Annotated in this window: 24 protein-coding genes, 2 tRNA genes and 1 pseudogene; 15 read left to right on the top strand and 12 right to left on the bottom strand. The window is 42.4% G+C overall.

All coding sequences use genetic code 11. From position 1 onward, the window contains the following. Nucleotides 1–111: 111 nt before the first annotated feature. Genes BLS28_RS01335 through BLS28_RS01325 form a run of 3 tightly spaced genes read right to left on the bottom strand, consistent with a single transcriptional unit; the run spans nt 112 to nt 3,319 of the window. On the bottom strand, nt 112–705 hold the full coding sequence (locus BLS28_RS01335; protein WP_091162510.1) for a hypothetical protein: 594 nt from the start codon (nt 703–705) through the stop codon (nt 112–114). After that, nucleotides 702–2,852, bottom strand: a complete 2,151-nt coding sequence (locus BLS28_RS01330; protein WP_091162508.1) for a xanthine dehydrogenase family protein molybdopterin-binding subunit — start codon at nt 2,850–2,852, stop codon at nt 702–704. The genes BLS28_RS01335 and BLS28_RS01330 overlap by 4 nt, the downstream gene beginning before the upstream one ends. Beyond that, on the bottom strand, nt 2,849–3,319 hold the full coding sequence (locus BLS28_RS01325; protein ID WP_091162506.1) for a (2Fe-2S)-binding protein: 471 nt from the start codon (nt 3,317–3,319) through the stop codon (nt 2,849–2,851). Before BLS28_RS01325 ends, BLS28_RS01330 begins: the two co-directional genes overlap by 4 nt. Nucleotides 3,320–3,773: 454 nt before the next feature. Here BLS28_RS01325 and BLS28_RS01320 point away from each other — a divergent pair, with 454 nt between their 5' ends. The 6 genes from BLS28_RS01320 (at nt 3,774) to BLS28_RS30705 (ending at nt 7,694) form a co-directional block, all read left to right on the top strand. After that, entirely contained in the window at nt 3,774–4,991 is a 1,218-nt protein-coding gene (locus BLS28_RS01320) for a PQQ-dependent sugar dehydrogenase (protein WP_091162505.1), read from the top strand. A gap of 167 nt (nt 4,992–5,158) precedes the next feature. Then, nucleotides 5,159–6,037 (top strand): helix-turn-helix domain-containing protein, encoded by an 879-nt coding sequence (locus BLS28_RS01315; protein ID WP_091162504.1) that lies wholly within the window; start codon nt 5,159–5,161, stop codon nt 6,035–6,037. A gap of 64 nt (nt 6,038–6,101) precedes the next feature. Further along, nucleotides 6,102–6,362, top strand: a complete 261-nt coding sequence (locus tag BLS28_RS01310) for a cupin domain-containing protein (protein ID WP_091162502.1) — start codon at nt 6,102–6,104, stop codon at nt 6,360–6,362. A 10-nt stretch (nt 6,363–6,372) separates the two neighbouring features. Next, a complete protein-coding gene (locus BLS28_RS01305; protein ID WP_091162910.1) occupies nt 6,373–6,933 on the top strand; it encodes a DapH/DapD/GlmU-related protein in 561 nt (186 codons plus the stop codon). 191 nt (nt 6,934–7,124) lie between these two features. Continuing rightward, on the top strand, nt 7,125–7,520 hold the full coding sequence (locus BLS28_RS01300) for a (R)-mandelonitrile lyase (protein ID WP_091162500.1): 396 nt from the start codon (nt 7,125–7,127) through the stop codon (nt 7,518–7,520). Nucleotides 7,521–7,526: 6 nt separating this feature from the next. Beyond that, on the top strand, nt 7,527–7,694 hold the full coding sequence (locus tag BLS28_RS30705) for a hypothetical protein (protein ID WP_176844334.1): 168 nt from the start codon (nt 7,527–7,529) through the stop codon (nt 7,692–7,694). 70 nt (nt 7,695–7,764) lie between these two features. On the opposite strand, the gene BLS28_RS01295 is transcribed toward BLS28_RS30705, so the two are convergent. Next, nucleotides 7,765–8,670, bottom strand: a complete 906-nt coding sequence (locus tag BLS28_RS01295; protein ID WP_091162498.1) for a VOC family protein — start codon at nt 8,668–8,670, stop codon at nt 7,765–7,767. 413 nt (nt 8,671–9,083) lie between these two features. Here BLS28_RS01295 and BLS28_RS01290 point away from each other — a divergent pair, with 413 nt between their 5' ends. Then, nucleotides 9,084–9,347: a hypothetical protein gene (locus tag BLS28_RS01290; protein ID WP_091162495.1), complete on the top strand. Its 264-nt coding sequence runs from the start codon at nt 9,084–9,086 to the stop codon at nt 9,345–9,347. A 16-nt stretch (nt 9,348–9,363) separates the two neighbouring features. Here BLS28_RS01290 and BLS28_RS01285 read toward each other — a convergent pair whose 3' ends face one another. From BLS28_RS01285 to BLS28_RS01270, 4 genes are all read right to left on the bottom strand, one after another. Beyond that, a complete protein-coding gene (locus tag BLS28_RS01285) occupies nt 9,364–9,558 on the bottom strand; it encodes a DUF2188 domain-containing protein (protein ID WP_091162486.1) in 195 nt (64 codons plus the stop codon). A 211-nt stretch (nt 9,559–9,769) separates the two neighbouring features. Beyond that, nucleotides 9,770–10,642 (bottom strand): alpha/beta fold hydrolase, encoded by an 873-nt coding sequence (locus BLS28_RS01280; RefSeq protein WP_091162485.1) that lies wholly within the window; start codon nt 10,640–10,642, stop codon nt 9,770–9,772. 239 nt (nt 10,643–10,881) lie between these two features. Then, nucleotides 10,882–10,955: transfer RNA gene (locus tag BLS28_RS01275), tRNA-Pro, on the bottom strand. Nucleotides 10,956–11,050: 95 nt separating this feature from the next. Beyond that, a tRNA-Pro gene (locus BLS28_RS01270) sits at nt 11,051–11,124 on the bottom strand. Nucleotides 11,125–11,349: 225 nt separating this feature from the next. Here BLS28_RS01270 and BLS28_RS01265 point away from each other — a divergent pair. The 5 genes and pseudogenes from BLS28_RS01265 to BLS28_RS01250 all read left to right on the top strand — a co-directional run bounded on the left by BLS28_RS01265 (nt 11,350) and on the right by BLS28_RS01250 (nt 14,134). Continuing rightward, nucleotides 11,350–12,552, top strand: coding sequence for an NAD(P)/FAD-dependent oxidoreductase (locus tag BLS28_RS01265; RefSeq protein ID WP_091162483.1), 1,203 nt, complete (start codon nt 11,350–11,352; stop codon nt 12,550–12,552). A 122-nt stretch (nt 12,553–12,674) separates the two neighbouring features. Further along, a pseudogene (locus BLS28_RS31670) lies at nt 12,675–12,719 on the top strand (hypothetical protein); the annotation flags it as partial. A gap of 12 nt (nt 12,720–12,731) precedes the next feature. After that, complete coding sequence (locus BLS28_RS01260; RefSeq protein ID WP_432327472.1) at nt 12,732–13,028, top strand: helix-turn-helix domain-containing protein; 297 nt, start codon at nt 12,732–12,734, stop codon at nt 13,026–13,028. A 49-nt stretch (nt 13,029–13,077) separates the two neighbouring features. Beyond that, complete coding sequence (locus tag BLS28_RS01255; RefSeq protein ID WP_256337314.1) at nt 13,078–13,371, top strand: VOC family protein; 294 nt, start codon at nt 13,078–13,080, stop codon at nt 13,369–13,371. Nucleotides 13,372–13,597: 226 nt separating this feature from the next. Then, nucleotides 13,598–14,134: a DinB family protein gene (locus BLS28_RS01250; protein WP_176844333.1), complete on the top strand. Its 537-nt coding sequence runs from the start codon at nt 13,598–13,600 to the stop codon at nt 14,132–14,134. Here the strand turns inward: BLS28_RS01250 and BLS28_RS01245 are convergent. Then, on the bottom strand, nt 14,108–15,520 hold the full coding sequence (locus BLS28_RS01245; RefSeq protein ID WP_091162479.1) for an MFS transporter: 1,413 nt from the start codon (nt 15,518–15,520) through the stop codon (nt 14,108–14,110). The two genes, BLS28_RS01250 and BLS28_RS01245, sit on opposite strands and share 27 nt — an antisense overlap. 125 nt (nt 15,521–15,645) lie before the next feature. Between BLS28_RS01245 and BLS28_RS01240 the strand changes: the two genes are divergently transcribed. Both BLS28_RS01240 and BLS28_RS01235 read left to right on the top strand, forming a co-directional pair. After that, nucleotides 15,646–16,134 carry an Lrp/AsnC family transcriptional regulator gene (locus BLS28_RS01240; RefSeq protein WP_091162477.1) on the top strand — a complete coding sequence of 163 codons (489 nt, stop codon included), beginning with the start codon at nt 15,646–15,648 and terminating at the stop codon, nt 16,132–16,134. A 175-nt stretch (nt 16,135–16,309) separates the two neighbouring features. Continuing rightward, nucleotides 16,310–17,404: a pepsin/retropepsin-like aspartic protease family protein gene (locus BLS28_RS01235; RefSeq protein ID WP_091162475.1), complete on the top strand. Its 1,095-nt coding sequence runs from the start codon at nt 16,310–16,312 to the stop codon at nt 17,402–17,404. A gap of 149 nt (nt 17,405–17,553) precedes the next feature. On the opposite strand, the gene BLS28_RS01230 is transcribed toward BLS28_RS01235, so the two are convergent. Together BLS28_RS01230 and BLS28_RS01225 are read right to left on the bottom strand one after the other, a co-directional pair. After that, a complete protein-coding gene (locus tag BLS28_RS01230; RefSeq protein WP_091162474.1) occupies nt 17,554–18,354 on the bottom strand; it encodes a hypothetical protein in 801 nt (266 codons plus the stop codon). Nucleotides 18,355–18,403: 49 nt separating this feature from the next. Further along, nucleotides 18,404–19,006: a hypothetical protein gene (locus BLS28_RS01225; RefSeq protein ID WP_091162472.1), complete on the bottom strand. Its 603-nt coding sequence runs from the start codon at nt 19,004–19,006 to the stop codon at nt 18,404–18,406. Between the two features lie 827 nt (nt 19,007–19,833). Here BLS28_RS01225 and BLS28_RS01215 point away from each other — a divergent pair. Next, nucleotides 19,834–21,606 carry a tetratricopeptide repeat-containing sensor histidine kinase gene (locus tag BLS28_RS01215; RefSeq protein ID WP_143020671.1) on the top strand — a complete coding sequence of 591 codons (1,773 nt, stop codon included), beginning with the start codon at nt 19,834–19,836 and terminating at the stop codon, nt 21,604–21,606. Here the strand turns inward: BLS28_RS01215 and BLS28_RS01210 are convergent. Next, nucleotides 21,601–22,242, bottom strand: coding sequence for a response regulator transcription factor (locus tag BLS28_RS01210; RefSeq protein WP_091162467.1), 642 nt, complete (start codon nt 22,240–22,242; stop codon nt 21,601–21,603). The two genes, BLS28_RS01215 and BLS28_RS01210, sit on opposite strands and share 6 nt — an antisense overlap. Between the last annotated feature and the right edge of the window lie 95 nt (nt 22,243–22,337).

Raw genomic sequence — 22,337 nt, 5'->3', positions numbered from 1 at the left:
ATTAACTAAACTGCATTTAAATAATGCAACATTATAAATCAATAACTTAGATAGCCATGATATTAAAAACCCCGCTTCGTCCATCCTTAGTAATCCCGGCTTTGCCGCACTTTATTTAGCCGGGGCATACGCGCCGGTTTTTAACCAGGTAAGCCAGGCTTTCTTAAATGCTGCGTGGCTCATTGGTGGAAGTTTACGGCCCTCCCCCGGTTTCCAGGCCCAAAGCACCAGTCCATCATCTGCATGTGCAATGAGCTTCTGCATGTCCTTATGCCCGTTTTGCTTCGGATCTATGATTTGTTTTGCCAATTGGCGGGGTGTCCTCCCCTGGAAAACCATTTTCATATCGGCCGGTGGGAGATGCCAATTGGGATTACCCGGGGGCGTGTGCAAGCCCGGAGTATTTGTTGGCTGATGGCAATTGGCGCATTTCATGGCATAAACACCCTTACCATCCACCCCTCTTTTGGGAAACATGGTGTGCAAGTGATTATCGTCGCCCTGCAGTGGTATATTACCTGATGGATGACAATTCATACAGCGGGCACTCATCAATACAGTGTAAACTTGTTTAAAAGCTGCAACAGAAGCCACACTATCTTTAGGTAGTGCCGCATAATTAAATGTTGAATTTTCCTCTTTGAACGATAATATGACCGCGCTTGACATAAACAAAACGATCATGGTGATTATTAGTTTTTTCATGCCTGTTTTTCGAGTCGGTTGTTAACGATAGGTAAATTGTAAATCCGTTTTCCGGTTGCTGCAAAAATTGCATTAGTTACAGCCGGTGCTGTTGGCGGAACTGCACATTCTCCGGCACCCCCCATTTTTTCCTTGCTATCCACAATGTAAACATTGATCCGCGGTGCTTCATACATCCGGGTGATCCGGTAATCATAAAAATTATTTTGTTGTAATTCTCCATTAACGAACGTCAGCTCGCCGTACATTGCCATCGAGATACTGAAAATGATCCCGCTTTCCATTTGGGCTTTTACACCGTCGGGGTTCACGGCCAGGCCGCACTCAATTGCACAATCTACCTGATGTACCTTCGTAACTCCTTTTTCAACGCTTACTTCGGCTATAATCGCCACAACGCTGCCAAAAGCCTCGTGTACCGCAATGCCTTTAAACCGCCCTGGAGCCAGTGTTCGGTTCCAATTGCCTTTTTCAGCCACAAGATTAAGTGCAGCCAGGTGCCTCGAGTGATTTTTAAATAACCCGCGGCGGTACTCCACAGGGTCGATACCTGCATCGTGGGCAAGCTGGTCTATAAGCGTTTCCATTACAAATGCAGTGTGCGTCCCACCTACAGACCGGTACCACAAAACAGGCACTACTTCTTTAGTGGTGTGAAGGCCGACAAAATGATTTGGTATTTCGTCCAGGTATGGTGATCCTTTTACTCCTTCCACCGTTGTATCATCTATTGCCGGAGGCGGACCAAAAAGCACTGCCGCATCCGCCATAATTGACTGACCTGCAATATTATGGTTCCACACAATGGGAAGACCGTCCTTATCAACACCAATCTTTACATTATGGACATAAAAAGGCCGGTAAAAGCCGCTCTTCATATCATCTTCCCGTGTCCATACCATTTTTACCGGCCTACCGCTTGCTTTCGCAATATGAACCGCCTCCGAAACAAAATCGCAGGCAGGTGTAGCACGCCTGCCAAAGCCTCCCCCAAGGAATGGTATATTTACTTTTACCTGCTCCGGCTTAAATCCAAGAATTTTTGCTGCGGCAGCTTGTTCTCCTCCTGGCAACTGTGTGCCTGTCCATATCTCGCAGCTATCATTTTCAATTTTTACTGTGCAATTCAGTGGCTCCATAGGTGCGTGGGCCAGGTAAGGAAAAACATATTCTGCCGAAATGGTTTTTACCGCTTTTGTAAACGCTGCTTTAACATCACCTTTTTCCTGAACCAGGAGGCCATCCGATGCAGCCAGTTTTCGGTAAGCCGCAGTTTGGATACCGGTATTTAACTGCACGCCGGCGCCGTGAGCCCAGGTTATCTGTAAGGCCTTCCGTCCCTGTTGGGCGGCCCAGAAGTGGTCGGCAATGACAGCCACACCCGTCGGAATTTGTACAACCTCCCTTACGCCGGGAACTGCTTTCGCCTTACCGGCATCAAACGATTTAACTTTACCACCAAAAACAGGTGCGTGGGCAACAACTGCGGTAAGCAATCCGGGAAACTGGATATCTAAGCCAAATTTTGCAGTACCATCAGTCTTTACTCGGGCATCCATCCGTTTGCTTCCTTTGCCGATGTATTTCCAGTCGGCGGGTGAACGCAGCGGAACCTTTGCAGGTACAGGTAACTTTGCGGCATCGTTAGCTAACTCTCCATAAGTGTATCTTTTGCTCCCGGCAATAACAAACCCATCTTCCGTTTTGCAGCTTTCAACAGCAATCCCCGAACGGGTAGCGGCTGTTTGAAGCAAGAGCGTCCGCGCGGTTGCGCCGGCATTACGATACCTGTCAAACTCAGACCAGGTGGTACTTGACCCGCCGGTAATTTGGGCACCGTAAATAACATGGTTAAACGCCTTATCGGCACCGCCATGTTTAATATTGATTTTTTTCAGATCCACATCAAGCTCATCCGCGATAAGCATGGGCAGTGTAGTCCAGATCCCCTGCCCCATTTCCACATGGCTCAGGTATACCGAAATGCTGTTGTCTGTACCTATATTTAAAAATGCATTAGGGGCAAACACATTTAAATCAGCCGTATCTGCAAGGGCAGCAAGCTTATTTGCCTTTAGAATAGTAAATGAGATGAGCAAGCCACCGCTCAATAATGCACCTGATTGTATAAAGTTACGCCTGTTCATGATTTTGCTCCTTCCCGCTGCAGTTCTGCAGCTTTGTGTATAGCCAACCGGATGCGGGGATAAGTACCGCAACGGCAAATATTACCTGACATCGCATCGTCAATATCCTGATCTGTTGGGTTGGGATTTTCCCGCAGCAAAACAGCTGCAGACATGAGTTGACCCGACTGGCAATAACCACATTGCGGAACATCGAGTTCGGCCCAGGCAATTTGCAAAGCGTGGTCATTTAATTTAGACAGTCCTTCAATTGTAGTGACCTGCTGCCCTGCCGCACGGCTCACTTTTGTTACGCATGACCGTACAGCTTCGCCGTTCAGGTGTACAGTACATGCTCCGCACTGCGCCACGCCACAACCGAATTTGGTGCCGGTAAGACCTAAAAGGTCACGAATAACCCACAGTAAAGGCATGTCCGGGTCAGCGGCAACCTCCAGCTGTTTCCCATTGATTGTTATCGCTATCATATTGAAGAGTTTAAGTTAGGCTTGAGATCGGGAATTAATAATTAAATTTAAATATTTCTACCAGGAATACCAGTGTAAATAAAATAGTTATTTTTCTTTAAATCTATTGCAGGTTAAATCTGGCGCCAGGGTGAACCGATCCGGCCGTTTCTCAATTCAATGTTCTATATTCCTGACGTGCTTGGCCGCTTACCTTTTTAAATGCCGGTGTAAAATACCGCGGGCACTTAAATTCTAAGCTGTAGACACTAACCAGCCAATTTCATATCGGCCAGGGGGAGATATCTCAAACATCGCAGCGCTCTTTATATGTACTGATAATAAATCATTGTCCTTGGGCTCTGTTACAACCTGATGGCCGTTTAATATCATCGGAGCAGGCAGATTTATTTGTTCAACACATTTTAACATTTGCCGGCATATTATTTATCTTCACAACAAATACATATTACCCATGTCAAAAACAATCAAACCCTTGTTAGTTACCTGTGCAATTGCTTCACTTTGCTCTTTTTTTGATATTACGCAGGCTGTTGCCCAGTCACTGCCGCCCGTTGAAACGCAATCACCAACGGCCGACTACAAGCCTGCTTTTCCGGGTCAGACAAGGGCCCCTGGCGCACAAACTAAAACCAAACTCAGTGTAAACGTCATCAATCATGAGCTGAAGCAACCCTTTGCTTTACGCTGTATGCCCGACGGGCGCTTTTTAATTACAGAAAAAGGCGGTACCATGCGGATATTAAAGGCTGATGGCGGTTTAGACAAGAACATTCAAGGTTTACCGGCAGTAGCGGTGGGTGGCCAGGGCGGTTTGTTAGATGTTAATTTTGATGCTTCTTTTGTAAAAGACCGGATGTTATTTTGGTCATACTCCGAAAAAGTTCCTGAGGGATTCCAGTTGGCTGTCGCCACTGGTGTACTTTCGTCCGATTACAGCAGGCTCGAAAACGTAAAGGTGATCTATCATGCTAAACCCGCCTATAACGGTCACCTGCAATTCGGCTCACGAATCGTTTTCGATAAACAGGGTAACCTGTTTGTAAGCACAGGCGAACATGGGGATGATGAAATGCGCGTCAAGGCCCAGGACCTGAATACCGCAATCGGAAAAGTATTGCACATAACCCGTGACGGGAAACCGGTACCCGATGGACCATTTGCGCAAAAAGCCGGCGCTTTGCCCGAAATTTACGCTTATGGCTTAAGAAACCCTGAAGGCATGACGATGAACCCAAATACCGGCGAATTATGGGAATCGGAATTCGGTCCGCGCGGAGGTGACGAAATTAACATTATCCGGCCGGGAAAGAACTATGGATGGCCGGTTATTACTTATGGTATCGAATACAGGGGTGTAAAAGTTGGCGATGGCATACAGCAAAAAGAAGGCATGGCCCAACCCATCTATTACTGGAACCCAAGTATTTCACCCTGCGGCATAACCTTTTATACAGGCAACCTGATTCCCGAATGGAAAGGAAATCTATTTGTAGGCGCCTTAGGTGGATCACATATCATCAGGCTTATTATCAAAGACAATAAGATTGTAGCGGAAGAACGCCTGCTGAAAGACAAGGGCGAACGCTGGCGTTCTCTTGTTACCGGCAAAGACGGCGCATTATACGGTGTTACGGACAATGGCAATCTTTACAAAATAAGTAAGCTTTAATGTGAAAAGTTATATGGGAGAGTAATTTTTGCTTAAATCGATCAGCGCTGCTTAATATAGCGGAACCGCCTGTTTGCAATTCGGGAACAGGATATACTATTACATCAAAGGTCAGCGCTTGTCCTTTTAATTGGAAATTGAAAGTTTGAGTTTCATAACTTTACATCATGGACAATAAAATAGCGCGATCGGTTTCTCCCTTTAACAATGAACTCAGGTTAAAAGGCTTCAATGTTTTCCAGATAGAAGAAGACGATCAGGCTGTCCGGTTTTACAGTAGAAAAGACTTTTACAAAATTTGCTTAACAACAGGCAAAAGCAAGATTCACTATGCCGACCGCAGCTTTGAAGTGGAGGGCACTGTTTTGTTTTTTGGCAATCCGCATATTCCATATTCCTGGGAAACTATATCAACCACTTATGTGGGTTATACCTGTCTCTTTTCCGAAGAATTTCTGTGCGTTTCAGAACGTACCGATATGCTGCAGCAATCACCCTTTTTCAAGATCGGCGGCACACCGGTATTAAAGATCACCGAACAGCAAAGAGCGTCTCTGAACATCCTCTTTCAGAAGATGATAGATGAGCAAAACAGTAGTTACGTATATAAAGACGACCTGATACGTAGTTACATCAACCTGATCATGCATGAAGCGATGAAAATGCAGCCCTCTGAAAATTTTGATCAGCATAAAAACGCTGCCTACCGGGTAGCTGCTGTATTTATGGAATTGCTTGAAAGACAATTTCCTGTAGAAAGCCCAAATAAGCCGTTGCAGTTGAAGACGGCCCAGGACTACGCCCAAAACCTCGCCCTTCACGTAAATTACCTCAACCGTATGGTAAAGGAAGTTACCGGCAGGCCAACATCTGCGCACATTGCAGAGCGGATTATTAGCGAAGCAAAAGCACTGTTACAACATACTGACTGGAACATAGCCGACATTGCTTATGCACTTGGCTTTGAATATCCCAGCTACTTCAACAATTATTTTAAACGTATGACGGGCACCAATCCAAGCTCGCTTCGCACCATGGAAGTTTGATTTTCATAAGCATTGGTTTGATTTTCTTAAACAACAAAGTTGGCAACAGCACTAACTTTGCAAAATGAAAAACATCGGCAGATACAAAACTTCCATCATACTGCAGCTGATGATTTTAGGTGCAGGTAGTCTGTTTTCACTAAGTGCCACGACGCAAAAATTTCTACACAAAGGTGATGTGGTCACCATTTCGTCGGGCATCTTACACTGGCATGGTACTACGTTCCAAAACAGCTTTACGCAAATAGCAATCAATTTCAATATAGAAAAAGGCATTGCGATATGGCTACATATTTCTGATAATGAATACAATAGCGTTAAATAAAAACATTATTATGAAAGATATTTTCGAACGGTTGAAAGCAGGGGAATTTGTTCCGCTTACTGACCCGGAATTTCACAAGGTAAATGATGTGGTGGCCCGCACTCTGGCGTTGTCGCCTGCACTCAATGCAGCTACCACCGTTGAGCAGCTCCGCGAACAGCTTAGCAACATTATTGGCGCAACAATAGACAAAAGCACCACTTTGTTCGCACCCTTCCATACCAACTTTGGCCGTTTCATTAGTATTGGCAAGCATGTGTTTATTAATCATGCCTGCTCGTTTCTTGACATGGGCGGTATTACGCTGGAAGATCACGTGCTCCTCGGCCCTAAGGTAAACCTGATCACTGAAAATCATCCACTCGACCCGGTTAACCGGCGGGGTATGATTTGCAAACCTATCGTTATCAAGCGCAACGCATGGGTTGGCGCGGGTGCCACTATATTGCCGGGTGTAACCATTGGAGAGAATGCAGTTGTTGCCGCTGGTGCGGTTGTTATCAAGGACGTACCGGCAAATACTGTTGTCGGGGGTATTCCTGCAAAAATTTTAAAAACCATTGAACCATAAAGAATAACGGTGCAGCGGCATATCGGAAACTTAAAAAGTTAATTCCTATACAGACAATAACATTTACTCACAAATACAGGTTATTAAGGCAGAATAAGTTAATGAAGCCAGGAAAATACAATGGCTGAAAAAGCACGCTATCGTTATGTCACTGATGTCAAAACCATATAAACTCTCTCAATCTATTTATTATGGAAATAATTAAAAACGGTGCGCAAGCATCAGTAAAAGGTCCGGAAGCCTGGTTTACCGGCGCCGTGCGTATAGATCCCCTGTTTGCAAAAAAAGAAGCTACCAAAGGCGCGGGTGCGTTGGTCACCTTTGAGCCCGGCGCCAGAACAGCCTGGCACACCCACCCGGCAGGTCAAACACTTATTGTTATTTCCGGTCTCGGCCGGGTACAACGCGAAGGTGGGCCAATCGAAGATATAGGGCCGGGTGATGTAGTTTGGTTTGAACCAAACGAGAAACACTGGCATGGTGCATCGCCGGGTAAAGCTTTGAGTCATATAGCCATTCAGGAAGCCGTTAACGGCGAGGTGGTTACCTGGCTGGAGAAAGTAAGTGATGATCAATATTCAAAATAAACGATTATGAAAACAACAACAGTAAAAGCATACGGTACTGAAGCTGCAGATGCGCCGATTTATGATTCCAATCTTAAGTCAGCCGGCATCCTGCCGACCGATTCAGTAGAGAAAGCCGGTTATGGCAACTTTGTACATTGGATGGATCCTGAAGGCAATAAAATTGAACTATAGGAACCTAATGCTGCGGAATATGCCAAGTCCGGGAAGTTAACAGCTAATAGCAGCATCACGCCGATACCGGTCACAGGCCATCAGAAGCCCGCTGCAGGGCTGCGACGTCAACTTTCTTCATCGTCATAAAAGCCTGCGTAATGCGTGCAATTTGTTCGGGGCTGCCGTTTTTCAGTGTTTTTAACATAACTGTTGATGCAACCTGCCAGGACACGCCATATTTGTCCTTCAGCCAACCGCATTGGCCGGGTTTGCCATCAGCTGAAAGCGCCGACCAGTAATAATCAATCTCTTCCTGCGTTTCACAAGGAATCAATAGTGACACTGCATCGTTAAAACTAAAACCGTGCGGATGCGCGCTGTCCATCGCTGCCAGCCAGGTTTGGTCGATATGAAAATCGGCAAACATAAGCGTGCCGGCTTTATCAGGCCCCATATCCTCTGGACGTGGGGCTGTAATACCCCGTTTGCCTTCTTTAAATACAGAACAATAAAAGTCGATGGCTTCATTAGCTTTACCGGCCACCAAGTCCGTATACATCAGCGACGGAACAATCACTGGTCTTTCCTCACCTGCCGGATTGGTCAGTATCAGTTGCCATGACACGCCATATTTATCGCTTACCCAACCGTAACGCTCGCTGAAAGGATAGCGGTCGAGCGGCATCATTATCTTTCCGTTTTCTGACAGTTTGCTCCAAACTTCGTCAATACGCCCTCCGGCATCCGAGTCACGCGACGGATCAAAATTGATCATAAAAGAAATAGAGGGACTGATCTTTAATCCATCCCCGGCGCTGATGCCCAGGAATGGCTGGCCGGCAAAGGTAAATTCAACTATTTCGCACTCTCCGCCGGGCATTGGAAAATGATTAACATAGTTTAAAGCCGAATCGGGCATTAAGGTTGCATAAAACTCGGCAGCTTCCCGGGCTTTATCCTGGTCGAACCAGATGTGTGGTTTGATGGGTAACATGGGTAAATGATTTTAGTGGTGATATATAATAAAAAATTGTAAGCGTTAATTGTTTTTACAGGCAGCACCGCCGGTTAAGGCTTCACCTTGCAGCCTTTATCCGGACTAAGAACTCAAGACCCTAATCTGTTCTGATTTTTCTTATTAACTACCTCAAAACTAATTGGTTTTTCATGGACAGACAAGGTGCATTAGTGACATTTAAGCGGCATATTATGACATGAGTTCGTTCACCGTCGGTCTGCCAAACCAAATGAAAAGCCCTCTATTTTCATCAGGTATACTATATTGCACATTCGTTGAAAAACCATGAAAAAACCCGTGCCATTTGACTTCCTGCTCGATTACCTGCCGACAGGTATAATCATCAAGCCGGCGGTAGGCATGTTCTATATCTATTTCGAAAAAAGATTGTGCTGATCTTCCGAAAGGTTAGTAAAAATCCGCAGCATAACGGTATTTGGATCTCTACCACGCGGGAAAATCATGCCAGCCTCAAAAGGGAAATACCGGCCGTCACTGATTTTGTATTAGACGAGGGCTTTGATACAGCCTGGCTCCTGCTTAGTGACAGCCACGATGATTTTGAGAATTCGGCAATCCAGCTTTGCGAACTTGTTTCGCGCAGGGATAAAAGGATCGGTAAAGTAACCCCCAAAAGCGCAGCGATGTTTTAATAGCCTCCTGAACAATTTAATCGTTGTCAGCATCAGCTTCTTCGGGATGATCTTTAAAATATTCCCGTGCCTTTTTTAAACCTGTGGCTATGGCCAGGCCTTCATCCCCGCTTTCCTTCAAAATTTCATTAGCAATTTCTACGGCCTTTTCCCGCAATTTGGGAGGTTGATTTTTGTAAGATGGCGGGTAGTCTCCGTTATACCAGGGCATGCTTCCTCCTTTTTAGGCAACAACAATTATAATGAAGATTTGATTGAAAAGAGTGTTGATTGAGCGACAAGAAGTTCAAAGCATTTCTTCAAAAGATCATTTGACCTACTCTTTCAAATACTTGCGAAGCCAATATCCTTATTAGAGAAGCTGCCTGATCAAAAAGCTAAATTCTGATAACGTTTTTCTGTTAGCATGCATTTGCATCAGCTTACTTTAAAAAATTGCTTAAGTAGGTCAACAGTGTTGTTGTCTGCATCATCAGGCTTACATGTCCTTGCGAAGGGACAATGGCCAATTGCGATTTTGGCATTGGCGCTAAATCAGCAGAAACGCCGCCTCCCAATAATTTATATGTTTTTGCCAATTCAAATTTGTCCAACCCGTCGTTGTCACCTGCTATGATCAATGCCGGCGCAGAAATTTTCGAAATATTTACATCACCAAAGTCGAACGGCTCCCGCGCGAAAGCGATCATCTGCCCTATAAACTTTGACCATTTTGTTTTATCTGGGGCTATTGCATCGTATGCGGCTTTCATAAGAGTATTCATAAAAAGTTCGGGCTTCCAGGATTTAAATGCATTGGTTATTTCAGGCAGCCAGCCGCTACTTTTATAAGTAGAAGAAATGATCACTAATTTTTTTAACCGTTTAGGGGCTTGTATAGCAAACTTGTAAGCCACAGAGCCACCCATACTATATCCTGCTACGTCGGCACTGTCAATTTTCAGGTAATCCATCACTCCTTCTACATCATGCGCTAAGGTAGCATATGATAACTTTCTATCCGAAAACGGTGTATGTCCGTGTCCCTGTAATTCAATAGCAATTACTTTCCTGTTTTTTGATAGTTCAGGGATCAATTCGGCCCAGTTTCCGTCAATTGTCATAAAAGCGCCATGCAGTAAAATGAGCGGTTTACCCTCGCCATATACCTCATAATAAACTTTGATACCGTTCACAGGCGCATAGCCACTGTTGGAAGGCTTTATTTGTTGTCCGTTTGATCGTGATGTTGCAAACATAATTACAATGAACAGTATTGATTTAAGAGCATCAAGTACATGGAGTAAATTTTTCATGGCGTTTAAGTTTGATTTTATTATCAATACAAAAATGGAACTCATTTCAGGGTTTGATAGCGTGCAAAAACGACTACTTAGGGGAGAATTGCGACAAAATATGCTTGTAAGCGAAGAAATGACTCTGGTTGCTCACCATTAAAGAAGATCAAGCATGGAAGCAAATAAACATGAATCTGTAAAAAGAAAACCCTCTAAAATTTCAATTTAGAGGGTTTTGATACTTGGTATCGCTTTTGTCGGGATGGCAGGATTCGAACCTGCGGCCTCCACATCCCAAATGTGGCGCGATACCGGGCTACGCTACATCCCGCTTTGGCTTTCGCCGGGTATTATGATTCCACCAATCAGAAAAGAAAACCCTCTAAAATTCAATTTAGAGGGTTTTGATACTTAGTATCGCTTTAGTCGGGATGGCAGGATTCGAACCTGCGGCCTCCACATCCCAAATGTGGCGCGATACCGGGCTACGCTACATCCCGTCTCCCTGATTGGGTGTGCAAAAGTATGATTTTAAATTAAGTTGCAAAATTTTTTTTGAAAGATTTTGCAAGCCTGCCTATAATCTGCTCATTAACAAAATATTGCCTTAAATTAAATTCTTTATGGTTTCTCACAATATCGAACAATCTTGCTATTACACTTGATTTCTCTCCAAAAAACTTAAAAAAGGATTGCATGTTGTTATGCTATAGCAGTTCAAATCCATGAATTTATATGAACAACAGCCTTACTGGCTAATAAAAGATGGCATAGTTGCCTCCTACCCTTCTCTTCAAAAAGATTTGAAGCTGGATGTGGCCATTATTGGAGCCGGCATCAGCGCCGCTTTAACAGCCTGGCAGCTCCGCAACTCGGGTTTAAGTATAGCTGTTTTTGATAAGCGCCACGTTGGTATGGGCAGTACCGCGGCCAGCACTGCGTTCCTGCAATATGAAATTGATACGCCCCTTACATCTTTAAAAGATCTGGTTGGCGAAGCAAATGCCGTAACAAGCTATCAACTTTGCCGCAAAGCTATTTATGACATTGCTGATTTATGTAAATCGCTTAAACCTGGCTTTGATTTTAGCTTGAGGCCAAGTTTGCAGTATGCCAGCTTCAAAACACATACAAATTCACTAAATCAGGAATATAACTTCCGTAAAAAACATGGCTTTGAGGTACAATGGCTCGAAGCTGATGAAATTGAACAGAAATTTGGGTTTAAAGCTTCCGGGGCTATTTTCTCCACAGATGGCGGTGAGGTTGACGCATACTTGCTTACCCATGCTTTACTTACAAATTTTGGCAAAGCCGGTCATAAAATATACAGCAATACCGATATTAAAACCATTGAGCATCATAAACAAGGCATAACGCTGCAAACCGCCAACGGCTCAGTTATCAAAGCTAAAAAGCTGATTATTGCATGCGGTTACGAAAGTTTAAAATACATTCCTAAAAAAATAGCCGAAATAAACTCAACTTACGCACTGGTTTCTGAGCCTTTACCCGATGTACGTTTCTGGTATAAGAACAGTTTGATTTGGGAAACTGCCGTACCCTACATGTATTTTAGGGCCGTGGGCGAAAACCGAATCCTGATTGGAGGCCGCGATGACCAGTTTCATCATCCGCATATACCTCCTTCTGTTATTAAACGAAAGGCGGATATGCTACAGCAGGCTTTTCTCAAAAAAATGCCGCACATCCCATTAAAAGCTGATTTTAGCTGGGCCGGAGCTTTTGCAATCACTAAAGATGGCTTGCCTTATATTGGCTGCATCCCCGAAAGACCGGACACTTATTTTGCGCTTGGCTTTGGAGGTAATGGTATCACTTTTAGCGTAATTGCTGCCGAAATTCTCCATGATCTTATCATGGAGAGAAAGAACGAACATGTTCAATTGTTCGGTTTTAACAGGTAGCGCGTTTTCAAATAATAAAAGCCGATATTTATACCTGAAATGACCGATCAATTACCCAAAATATACCTTTACCGCAGGCTTGTACAGGCTAAGTTGTTCATTGATAAAACTATCATGAACCGATCGACCTGAACGATATTGCCGACGAAGCGTATTTTTCCAAATATCATTTCATCAGGTTGTTTAAGAACATCTATGGTAAAACACCGCATCAGTACCTCATCCAGGTGCGGGTTGAAAACGCCCGGCTGCAATTAAAAAAAGGCCTTCCCGTTGCTGATGTTTGTTATGCTGTAGGTTTTGGCAGTGTTACTTCATTTTTTGCTTTATTTAAAAAGATCACCTCCTGTTCTCCTGCCAACTACCAGCAAACAGAACTTAAACGGCAAGCGGAGATGCAGCAATCGCCTCTCAAATTTATACCCGGTTGCTTTGCCCGGAAAAAAGAATGGCTGCGAAATCGCAATTTTCAATAAGCCCGGTTCTTTTTTGATAACGACTTTTGGTTTATCAAACAACATTAACATGATAACCAAATTAAACCATGTAAGCGTATTTGTACTTGACCAGGACAGCGCTTATGATTTTTATGTAAACAAATTAGGCTTTACCGTAAATACAGATGCTGCCATGGGGCCGGGAATGCGCTGGCTCACTGTGTGTGCTCCCGGACAGCCCGAATTGGAAATATCACTCATGGCTGTAACGGAGGGAATGATGTTCGACGCACAGTCGGCACATCAAATGCGCGAATTGGTACAGCGCGGTACCTTTGGGTTCGGAGTTTTTGAATGCAACGACCTTATAGCTACTTACTAAGAGTTAAAAGCGAAAGGTGTTGAGTTTACTAAAGCCCCCACCAAAGAGTTTTACGGCTTTGAAGCTTTATTCAAAGACGACTCGGGTAATTGGTTTTCATTGGGTGAAAAGAAAAGATAAATGCCTGCACACGCAATGGCGCAAAACCACCCCAATTATGGCACAAACGACAAGGTGTAAATTTTGATTTTGCATGGAGATTTGTATAAATCATTTTCAAAACATCATGGAAAATCAAATAACCACCACCCTCCAAACCGATGCACGCATTAACTTACTGGCAGTATTTGAGGATACTGCCAGCAACCTTTTATCAACCATTGCTTTATTCAATGAGCAACAAATTAATATTGTACCACCCCACGGCGGATGGACAGCCGGACAGATAGCGGAGCATGTTTTTAAATCAGCTTTACAACTTGTTCCGGTACTTAACAGTGCAGACAAAGCAGCAAAAAGAGATCCGGCCGAAAAAGTCAAAATGATAAAAGACCTGTTTCTTGATTTTGAGGCTAAATTCAAATCAGCATCAAACATATTGCCATCAGATGGGCCGCACAATAAATCTGAGCTTATCGAATTATTACAAACAGTTATCATCCAGGTTAAAGAAGTAATTAACTCCAAAGATCTTTATGCCATTAGTACTGACCTGGTAGTTCCTTTTTTTGGTGAACTTACCCGGTTAGAATGGCTCTATCTTATTTGCTATCATACTCAGAAGCACATTCACCAGTTAAAAAACGTCGGGCAGCCTTTGTGATTCGTTTAATGATACCTGCATGTTCCTGGCTACCGAATTTACAACGTAAATAATGAGCCACAGCAAACCGATTAAAGCATACATACTAAGTATAACAAGCGATAAAGTGCTCACGGAAGCGCCTTCATCGCTTTTTTGCATAAAAAGTGTGAGTATAGATAAACTTACTCCGGCACCTAAAAAGTAAGCGGTAGTACCCAGGCTTGATGCCAACCCGTAGTGTTGTTTGGGGATGTTTTTTACAGCAAGAACAGACAAACTTGTAAAACAGATGGTCATACCTAAACCGGATATAAAAGCAGCAGATAACAGCAGTAAAGGGAGAGAGTAACCTGTAAATACCGCGCAAATTAAAACCAGTCCCCCGGTTAACATACAACACATACCCAACAATCCTGTTTGTTCGGTTGTTAACCGTTTCATGATGCCGGGTAGCATAAACTTAGCCACAATAGCTGATAAAAAACTAAAAGGTACCAGTAACAAGCCCGACCGTGCTGCGGTGTAATGCATATCTTTTTGCAATAATTGAGATATAATGAAAAGGTAACCGGTAAAAAACGCGCCTAATAAAATGAATACGCCATTTGCGGTAATAACTGATGATGCTTTAAAAACCGAAAGATCTATCAGCGGATTTGCACATCGGGTTAAACGAACATATAACAGCCTCATGCAAACAACCACGCCTATGGCACAAATTATAATAAAAGTATATTGTTGTTTGATATCCGCAAGCTGGTGTACACCGTAACTAAGCATCAGCAAACCCATCACCAATAAAATGCCCGAAAACAGATCGGGAGACGACTGCCTTTGTTCAGGAGCGTCATTAGCCAGGCACAGCCAGCCTATAACAATAATAAAAACCAGTATTGGCACATTAATCAAAAACACCCAATGCCAGCCTAAGTAAGTGCTGATGATTCCGCCGATGGAAAGGCCGCTTCCTGAACCAACCGCCGCGAATGAGCTAAAGATTCCGATAGCCTTGCTCCGCTCACGTTCTTCGGTAAAAGTATGCGTTACGATGGAAAGTGCCGATGGCATGATCAACGCTGCAGCCAAGCCTTGTACGGCTCTCGATAAACTAAGAAACACAAAAGTACCTGATAAGCCGGCACCTAATGAAGTTGCCAGGAATAATACCGCACCGGTAATAAAGACCTTCTTTGGTCCGGCAACATCAGACAGCTTTCCTCCTATAATCAGGAAACCGCCGTACAATAGCACATAGAGCGTTTGAAGCCATTGAACCTGGTCGTTAGTGACCACAAACTGCTTTTGTATTGCCGGAATGGTGAGGTTAATGATGGCGATGTCAAGCGCTTCGACAAATATGGCCATAGAGGATATGATCAGGACCTTGTTCTTTTTTAGTGCCATAATTTTGATTTTTGTCCTTTCAAAACTATGCTAATAGAAATTAACAATATTATTTATTATAATTTTGGAACATAATTAAAAATTCAAGCACTAAAAAAGAACAAACGCCCAATTAACACACCGTTATGGCCCCACAAACAGAACAAGAAAAAGCCGGCATCCATCTTGATGAAAAAGATTACGAAATATTACGGCTGGTTGAACGGAATGCCAAGCTTACCGTGCGGGAAATTGCCGTTAAAATCAACCTAAGCCCTACGCCCGCACATGAACGCATTAAACGCCTCGAAAAAGCGGGGGTTATTAAAAGCTATACCGCCATTTTAGATAAGCGGATGCTGAACAAACGTATCATGGTGATTTGCATGGTAACCCTGCGCGAACATAGCCGCAAAGCAGGTGCCGATTTTATTAACGCTGTACTGGAATTTGACGAAGTGATAGAATGCTATAACATATCGGGCGATTTTGATTTTATGCTCAAAATTGTCTCTGAAAGTATGGATAGTTACCATTCGTTTTTTGTAAATAAGCTAAGCGAAGTAAAGGGTATTGGCCACTCAAAAAGCACTTTTGTAATGGATATTATCAAAGAAACCAATCATTTGCTTTAACTTACACAATAGCAGTGTTCTCCGTCCGTTTATATGTCCGGATAATTAATCGGTTCAACACCCCGTTTTATCGATTCATTAACCCGGTATATCAAATTGTTATCTTAATTTTAAGCTCAACTAAAACGGCACTTTTATCGTAATTATTACCAACCGGGTTTATATACAGACATATATGACTGCAAAACATTTACTTTTTACTTCCAAAATTATTGGTTGTTTATTAATAACGGTTGCCTTTTTTTCCTGTAAAAAAGATAAAACCGTAGCGCCTCAAACACAAGTTAGTCCTGTTACGCTTGGTTTATATGAATACGCCAGCGGGGTAAACAAACGGATCTTTTTACCCATTACGCTGGTAGGCACAAAAGCAGTGACTTATTATACCGTGTTTGATACAGGTTCATCAGGGATGACACTTGATGCCGCAGGTATCCTGCCTGCATCAATGATCACCTCGTCAGGCATCCAGTTTACCGGGGATTCGGTGGTTGTGAACGGCATTACGGTTACTAATACCAAGGGCACGATAAGCTTTGGCGACCAGTTAAGCTCTACGAAAGAATACGGCAATTTAGCCTACGCTAATATCACCATCGGCGACGCTCAGGGCAACCTTACGTTAAAAAGGGTGCCATTTTTTTTATACTACAAAATAGTTGATGAAACTGGTGCGCAATTATCGGCCCATGCCAGCGATGTTTTTGGTGTTGGCCCCGGCACAAGTTATGTAACCAGCCTGATTCAAAGCCCGTTAAGATCCTTTAGCACCGGCACAGGTCTTACAAGCGGATTTAAGCTGGCCACGTTAAATAAAAGCTTATTTTCTACCAGTGGAACTTATGTAAGCAATCTGTTAACTATCGGCTTAAGCAACAGCGATCTTTCATCAACTGGATTCATTATGCACCCGCTTTCTTATTCAAACAGCGGCGGATACTCGCCTAATATCCCCGCAACTATTACTTACAGTGGAAAGACCATCTCCGGACAGATTTTGTTTGATACCGGAACCCCATCAACTACTGTAATTGAAGACAGGCTGGCAACCAATTCAGTAGGCAGCCTTCCCGCAAATTCGACCGTAACCATAACTACCAACAAGGGCTTTGTTTATACTTATACAACATCAAGCACGGGAAACCTAACAGAAGTGCAAAACCCCAATAATACGGGTGATTACCGTACCATTTTCAGTCTCGATTTTTTCATCAGTAATGAATACCTAACCGATTATGGCAACCACCAGATCGGGTTAAAAAACAACTAAATATTAATACTTTAAAGGCGATAACATTATTTTCAAAAACCCGGCTCATAATTTCTGCTCCTTTTTTATCCCCTGCCACGAGATGACTTTTTCAATGCGCTACAAATTTACAGCGGCGCTTTTTAAATAAATCAAAGGAGATAAAAAGTCTATTTTTTATTACAGATCTCCGTAACTGCAGTACGGCGGGTGGCGGTGTAAACTATTCCATTTACCATTTCATAGCCAGTAGAAACGCTTTGCGAATAGCGTTTTAAAATAACCCCGGTGTTGTTATCTATGAGTATTGATCCGTTTATCCGGCTATTTAAGCTACCGCCTAAAACCGAAGTTTTATAAGTAACAACAGTAGTTGTGCTGCTTATAGCATAAACTGTATAGTTGGTTTCGGCCGATGAAGTAGTAACCTTCCATGAATAGCCCTTTTTAAGTGTGATGCCAACCGGAAAATCAACCATTAACTGTATTGTAGTCCCTGGCGACAGCCGTTCGGGCTGGATGCCGGCAAAAGATAACAGTGTATCATTGGCAACAGCCGGGCGTTTTAAATTCAGGATCTCGCCTTTGTTGTTTACTGAAACTATCGATTGATTATGGAACATCTTCTGCAAACCAACCTGGATAACAGAATTTGGGTCGGCAGGTTTACCTGAGTTATATACCAGGTCCTGGTTCATTGCATTTATGGTATCGATAAGCTTATCAGTAGTAATAGTAAAAGAGGCCCCCCTTTCAGAAGCATCGGTTACCTTGTAGGTTTTAACAACTATTGAAACCGAACCAACACGCAAAGTTTGGCTGCCGCGCTGTAAAACACAATTTGACTTTGTATTTACCTGCCTTTGAAACTCATCTCCCTGTTTAAATCTGCCCTGGGCATAGGTAACACCGCTCGCAAAAGCTAATATTATAACAAATATATATTTTAACTCAATTGGGGTACTTTTCATTTTAGTATTCTTGTTATAATGCCTTTAATAATTTGACATTATGTCACAGTTAGTGTTTTTTCCTGTTTGATTGGGGTTTGCCTTTTAACTTATCATCCTTCGTTCCCCCAGGCGATATCATTTTAAAGCTCTCGCTTTCGGGAATTTCCGGGATAGACCAGGGTGTAAAATTTTCGGAAGGCTGTAAAAGCGGTACCGTACTTGTTATATCGGGCATTATCGGAATGGGGCCTTTTATAATATTCACCTGGCCTGATACGGTTGGCTCAACAGGCGCTGGCGGCAATTCCGGCGATTCTGGCAAAGGGAGGTCTATAACAGCTGAAAACTGCAGGTCCTGCATTGTTTGCTTTGGCAAATGCGGAGCTTCTGGCGCTTCAGGTGATGGAATTTCAGGTAACCCCGCAGTTGCACCATTAACATCGGGTTGGTCGGGTGCATCAACCACAGGCGGCGTTGAGCCAACTGCAGCCAGCACAGGCATTTGAGTTGCTGAAACAAAGGGCTGAGCAATTACCGGGATATCCGTAAGCGTAAGTATAATCGGCTTACCCGCCGAACCACTGCCATGGGTGTTTCCTTTGGTAATTGTACCTGGGGTTAATGGCGGCGGCACGTTCCAGTCCGACTGATTATTGCGGCTCTGGGCCATAGTATTACTTAAGCCCCCCCAGGCAACTAATAACCAAATAAAGCATGGTATTAGGCTGTTGAGTCGCCGGTTTCTCTCCTTTTTTTGGACGATGTATGACATTTCCATTTAATTATCTTTATGCAGAAAGCGATTGCTTTCAATACAATCAGTCAGTTTTATTTGGTGAATAATAGCTTATTAATTTAATTTTTATTGATTGTTAATGAGCAATAATGATTTTAGGTATAGGTTAGAATTATATTGCAAAATCATTATTAAAGTTAGTCCTTTTTATCGATTACGGCACACGGCTTTCCAATATATGCTATCTGTATAATACTAAATAGTGTTTCTACATGATATACTTACCTCCAATATTTCATCTGTAAAAATAAGCTTTATGGTGTTACTCCAAAATACCAACTGCTTTGTATTGTGTGAATTTCGGCCTCTCTATAAAATTGTACTGTCAAGCACGATGGTGAAATAATATAAAACAAAGCCATAAATGGTTTTGAACAAATTAATTCATCGCGTTTCATCTAAATTAAAAAACCATGGAAAGTACTTTAAATTACCTCGCGGGCTTTGTTTCCCTAACTTTTATGGGATTATCAGCTATGTATAAATTTAAGCTCGAAAAATTGCAGGGAACAGGCAAAATACCCAACATTATCAGTGCCAGGCAACGGCAAATTGTGTTTTTCGTGTTAGCCGTATTATCTGCTTTAATAATATTCATATCCAGATTTTAAAAACACATTAACCGGTAACAACCCCAGGCCCAACGACTTTTGCTGATAAATATCAAATTACTATCTTTAACCGGGACCAAAAACCCGGATATGAAATACCCTTTGTTTTTTCTGCTTATTTTGGCTGTAATTCCGTGTTGCGGTCAAAATATTGATAGTTTAAAAAAGGTTGTTTTCAGCAAATCACCCACACAAAAACGCTTAACCGCCGCTACTCAGATTGCCAACTATGCGGCTGAAACAAATCCGACCAAAACCATCATTGTTGCAAAAGAAGGACTGAACCTTGCACATAAGCTAAACAATAAAAAAGCAATTACTTTACTATCGCAAACTTTAGGAGAAGCTTATTTCCAAACTAATCAATATGATTCCGCATCATATTATTACAACATTGCCGCCGTTGCACTCAACAAAATAAATCAACAGTACATTTTAACCGATGGTTACAACAGGTTAGCGAAAGCGTATGTAAAATTAAAAAATCATAAAAAAGCGCTTGAATTTTGCATGCTGGCAATTTCATATGCCCCAAAAACCGGTGACCGTACAGAATTGACAGAAGCCTTAAACCTGGCTGCGACGTTATATGAGGCAAAAAACAATTACCGGGAGGCCTTAAATTACTCCAGGCAGGCTTTCGACATAAAAGACTCTTTAAACCTTGCCCGGCAAACAAATGAAAACACCTCTGAAGCATACAGCCATAAATTTATGGGGGATGTTATGGGAAGTATTAAACCAAACGACTCAGAACAGGAAATTTTAAAAACCATCGATGTCAAAAAATCATTAAATGATACCCTTGCGCTTTCAATTAACTATTTTAACCTTGGCGTATTGTATAAAAACAAACGGTTATATCTACAATCTCTCGATGCATTAAAAAACAGCCTTCAGTTTGCCACACAAATAAATTATGCAGATATGCAAAGAAGCGCCACAAATGAAATAGCTGATTTGTATGAGCAATTGGGCGACTATAAGCAATCGCTGATTTACTTAAAAAAGCATGCAGCAATTAAAACCTCAGGCAACAGCACCATTGATGAACTACAGGCAAAATACGAAATAAAACAACGTGAAGATCAGGTACTGCAACAGCAATTTGAAATAACAAAGCGTAATTACTGGATGGCGGGTATCTGTGTTTTTATACTTTTAATGTTCTTTACAGGCTTTTTTTATTATAAACAAAACAAGCTAAAACAGCGCAATATGGCAATGCAGGCTATAATTGCGGCTGAGGAAAGTGAAAGACAAAGAATTGCCAGGGATTTACATGATAGTGTGAGCCAAATAATATCGGCGGCAAAAATAAACCTGTCAGTTATAGGCAGTGAATTACCTTTCATAAATGAAGAGCAAAGAACCCGTTTTGAAAAAGCAATTAACCTTGTTGACTATGGATTTAAAGAGGTAAGAACGATATCACATAATATGATGCCTTGGGCACTTCATAAAACAGGGTTAGCACAAGTAATTAAACAATTTATTGAGAATATCAAGAACAATAATATTGCAATAAACTTTTTTTGCCAGGGGTTTGATTCGCCGTTTGACGATACCATCGAGATCATTTTATACCGGGTATTACAGGAAAGTGTAAACAATGTAATGAAGCACGCTCATGCCGACAGGGTTGACATTTCACTTATAAGAAGCGATGAAAACATCAGCCTCACTATTGAAGATAATGGCATAGGCTTTGACGCAACCAATCCTGATATTTTTAAAGGCATGGGCTTAAACAATCTAATGTCGCGGATAAATTTTTTAAAAGGCAGGGTTGAATTTGATTCGCATCCTAACAGGGGGACACTTGTTTCTATTTATATCCCACTCACCAATAAACCTTTATAAGTTATATTGCATTATAAACCGGTTAAGCTCAACCGGATTTTTCAGATTAAGCTTTTGCATAATATTTTTACGGTGTGTTTCAACAGTATAAATACTTAAGTGAAGATGATCGGCCATTTGCTGGTTGGTAAAATTCTGTTTTATAAATTGTAAAAGTTCAGTTTCCCGCTTAGTAAGCTGGAACTGCTTTAAAAAAGGATCCGGTTCATTAGGCATGGAATTAACAACCGGCTGTTTGCAGGGAAAACACAGATGCCCTTGCGCTACGGAGCGCATTACCTGTAATAGTTCAGCCTTCCCGACATTTTTGAACAAGTAGCCGCTGGCTCCTTCAGCCTTTGCTTTTTCAATGAGGTGCTCCTCATTATATGTAGAAAGCATGATTACCTTAACTTTAGGATAGTAATCCTTTATGCGCTTAAGTACGTCGAACCCGTTCATACCCGGCATATTGATATCAAGTAATATGAGGTTGGGTGTTTGGGTGTGTAACAAATGTAATAATTCCTTACCGTTTGCTGCAACGCTCATTACCTCTATATCTGGCTCTCCCTGCAACAACATGTGTAAGCCGTTTATAAATAAAGTATGGTCATCTGCTATTATTACTGATAGTTTTTCCACGGTGCTTTCCATATAATAAATTCACTGTAAATCTATATTTTATCTTTATTTCATAAAATACCAACTGATTTGTATTGTGCATCCCAGCCTCTGTTCATAAAATTGTT

Source organism: Mucilaginibacter gossypii (assembly GCF_900100945.1).
GTDB lineage: Bacteria > Bacteroidota > Bacteroidia > Sphingobacteriales > Sphingobacteriaceae > Mucilaginibacter > Mucilaginibacter gossypii.
This window is presented reverse-complemented; position numbering and strand designations above follow the sequence as displayed.

Coding starts and splice junctions, on each gene's coding strand:
- BLS28_RS01265 (WP_091162483.1), top strand. CDS start 11,350: ATGAATTTATATGAACAACAGCCTTACTGGCTAATAAAAGATGGCATA.
- BLS28_RS30705 (WP_176844334.1), top strand. CDS start 7,527: ATGAAAACAACAACAGTAAAAGCATACGGTACTGAAGCTGCAGATGCG.
- BLS28_RS01335 (WP_091162510.1), bottom strand. CDS start 705: ATGAAAAAACTAATAATCACCATGATCGTTTTGTTTATGTCAAGCGCG.
- BLS28_RS01330 (WP_091162508.1), bottom strand. CDS start 2,852: ATGAACAGGCGTAACTTTATACAATCAGGTGCATTATTGAGCGGTGGC.
- BLS28_RS01285 (WP_091162486.1), bottom strand. CDS start 9,558: ATGCCCTGGTATAACGGAGACTACCCGCCATCTTACAAAAATCAACCT.
- BLS28_RS01250 (WP_176844333.1), top strand. CDS start 13,598: ATGGAAAATCAAATAACCACCACCCTCCAAACCGATGCACGCATTAAC.
- BLS28_RS01230 (WP_091162474.1), bottom strand. CDS start 18,354: ATGAAAAGTACCCCAATTGAGTTAAAATATATATTTGTTATAATATTA.
- BLS28_RS01245 (WP_091162479.1), bottom strand. CDS start 15,520: ATGGCACTAAAAAAGAACAAGGTCCTGATCATATCCTCTATGGCCATA.
- BLS28_RS01325 (WP_091162506.1), bottom strand. CDS start 3,319: ATGATAGCGATAACAATCAATGGGAAACAGCTGGAGGTTGCCGCTGAC.
- BLS28_RS01315 (WP_091162504.1), top strand. CDS start 5,159: ATGGACAATAAAATAGCGCGATCGGTTTCTCCCTTTAACAATGAACTC.
- BLS28_RS01215 (WP_143020671.1), top strand. CDS start 19,834: ATGAAATACCCTTTGTTTTTTCTGCTTATTTTGGCTGTAATTCCGTGT.
- BLS28_RS01225 (WP_091162472.1), bottom strand. CDS start 19,006: ATGGCCCAGAGCCGCAATAATCAGTCGGACTGGAACGTGCCGCCGCCA.
- BLS28_RS01305 (WP_091162910.1), top strand. CDS start 6,373: ATGAAAGATATTTTCGAACGGTTGAAAGCAGGGGAATTTGTTCCGCTT.
- BLS28_RS01255 (WP_256337314.1), top strand. CDS start 13,078: ATGATAACCAAATTAAACCATGTAAGCGTATTTGTACTTGACCAGGAC.
- BLS28_RS01240 (WP_091162477.1), top strand. CDS start 15,646: ATGGCCCCACAAACAGAACAAGAAAAAGCCGGCATCCATCTTGATGAA.
- BLS28_RS01235 (WP_091162475.1), top strand. CDS start 16,310: ATGACTGCAAAACATTTACTTTTTACTTCCAAAATTATTGGTTGTTTA.
- BLS28_RS01210 (WP_091162467.1), bottom strand. CDS start 22,242: ATGGAAAGCACCGTGGAAAAACTATCAGTAATAATAGCAGATGACCAT.
- BLS28_RS01310 (WP_091162502.1), top strand. CDS start 6,102: ATGAAAAACATCGGCAGATACAAAACTTCCATCATACTGCAGCTGATG.
- BLS28_RS01320 (WP_091162505.1), top strand. CDS start 3,774: ATGTCAAAAACAATCAAACCCTTGTTAGTTACCTGTGCAATTGCTTCA.
- BLS28_RS01300 (WP_091162500.1), top strand. CDS start 7,125: ATGGAAATAATTAAAAACGGTGCGCAAGCATCAGTAAAAGGTCCGGAA.
- BLS28_RS01295 (WP_091162498.1), bottom strand. CDS start 8,670: ATGTTACCCATCAAACCACACATCTGGTTCGACCAGGATAAAGCCCGG.
- BLS28_RS01280 (WP_091162485.1), bottom strand. CDS start 10,642: ATGAAAAATTTACTCCATGTACTTGATGCTCTTAAATCAATACTGTTC.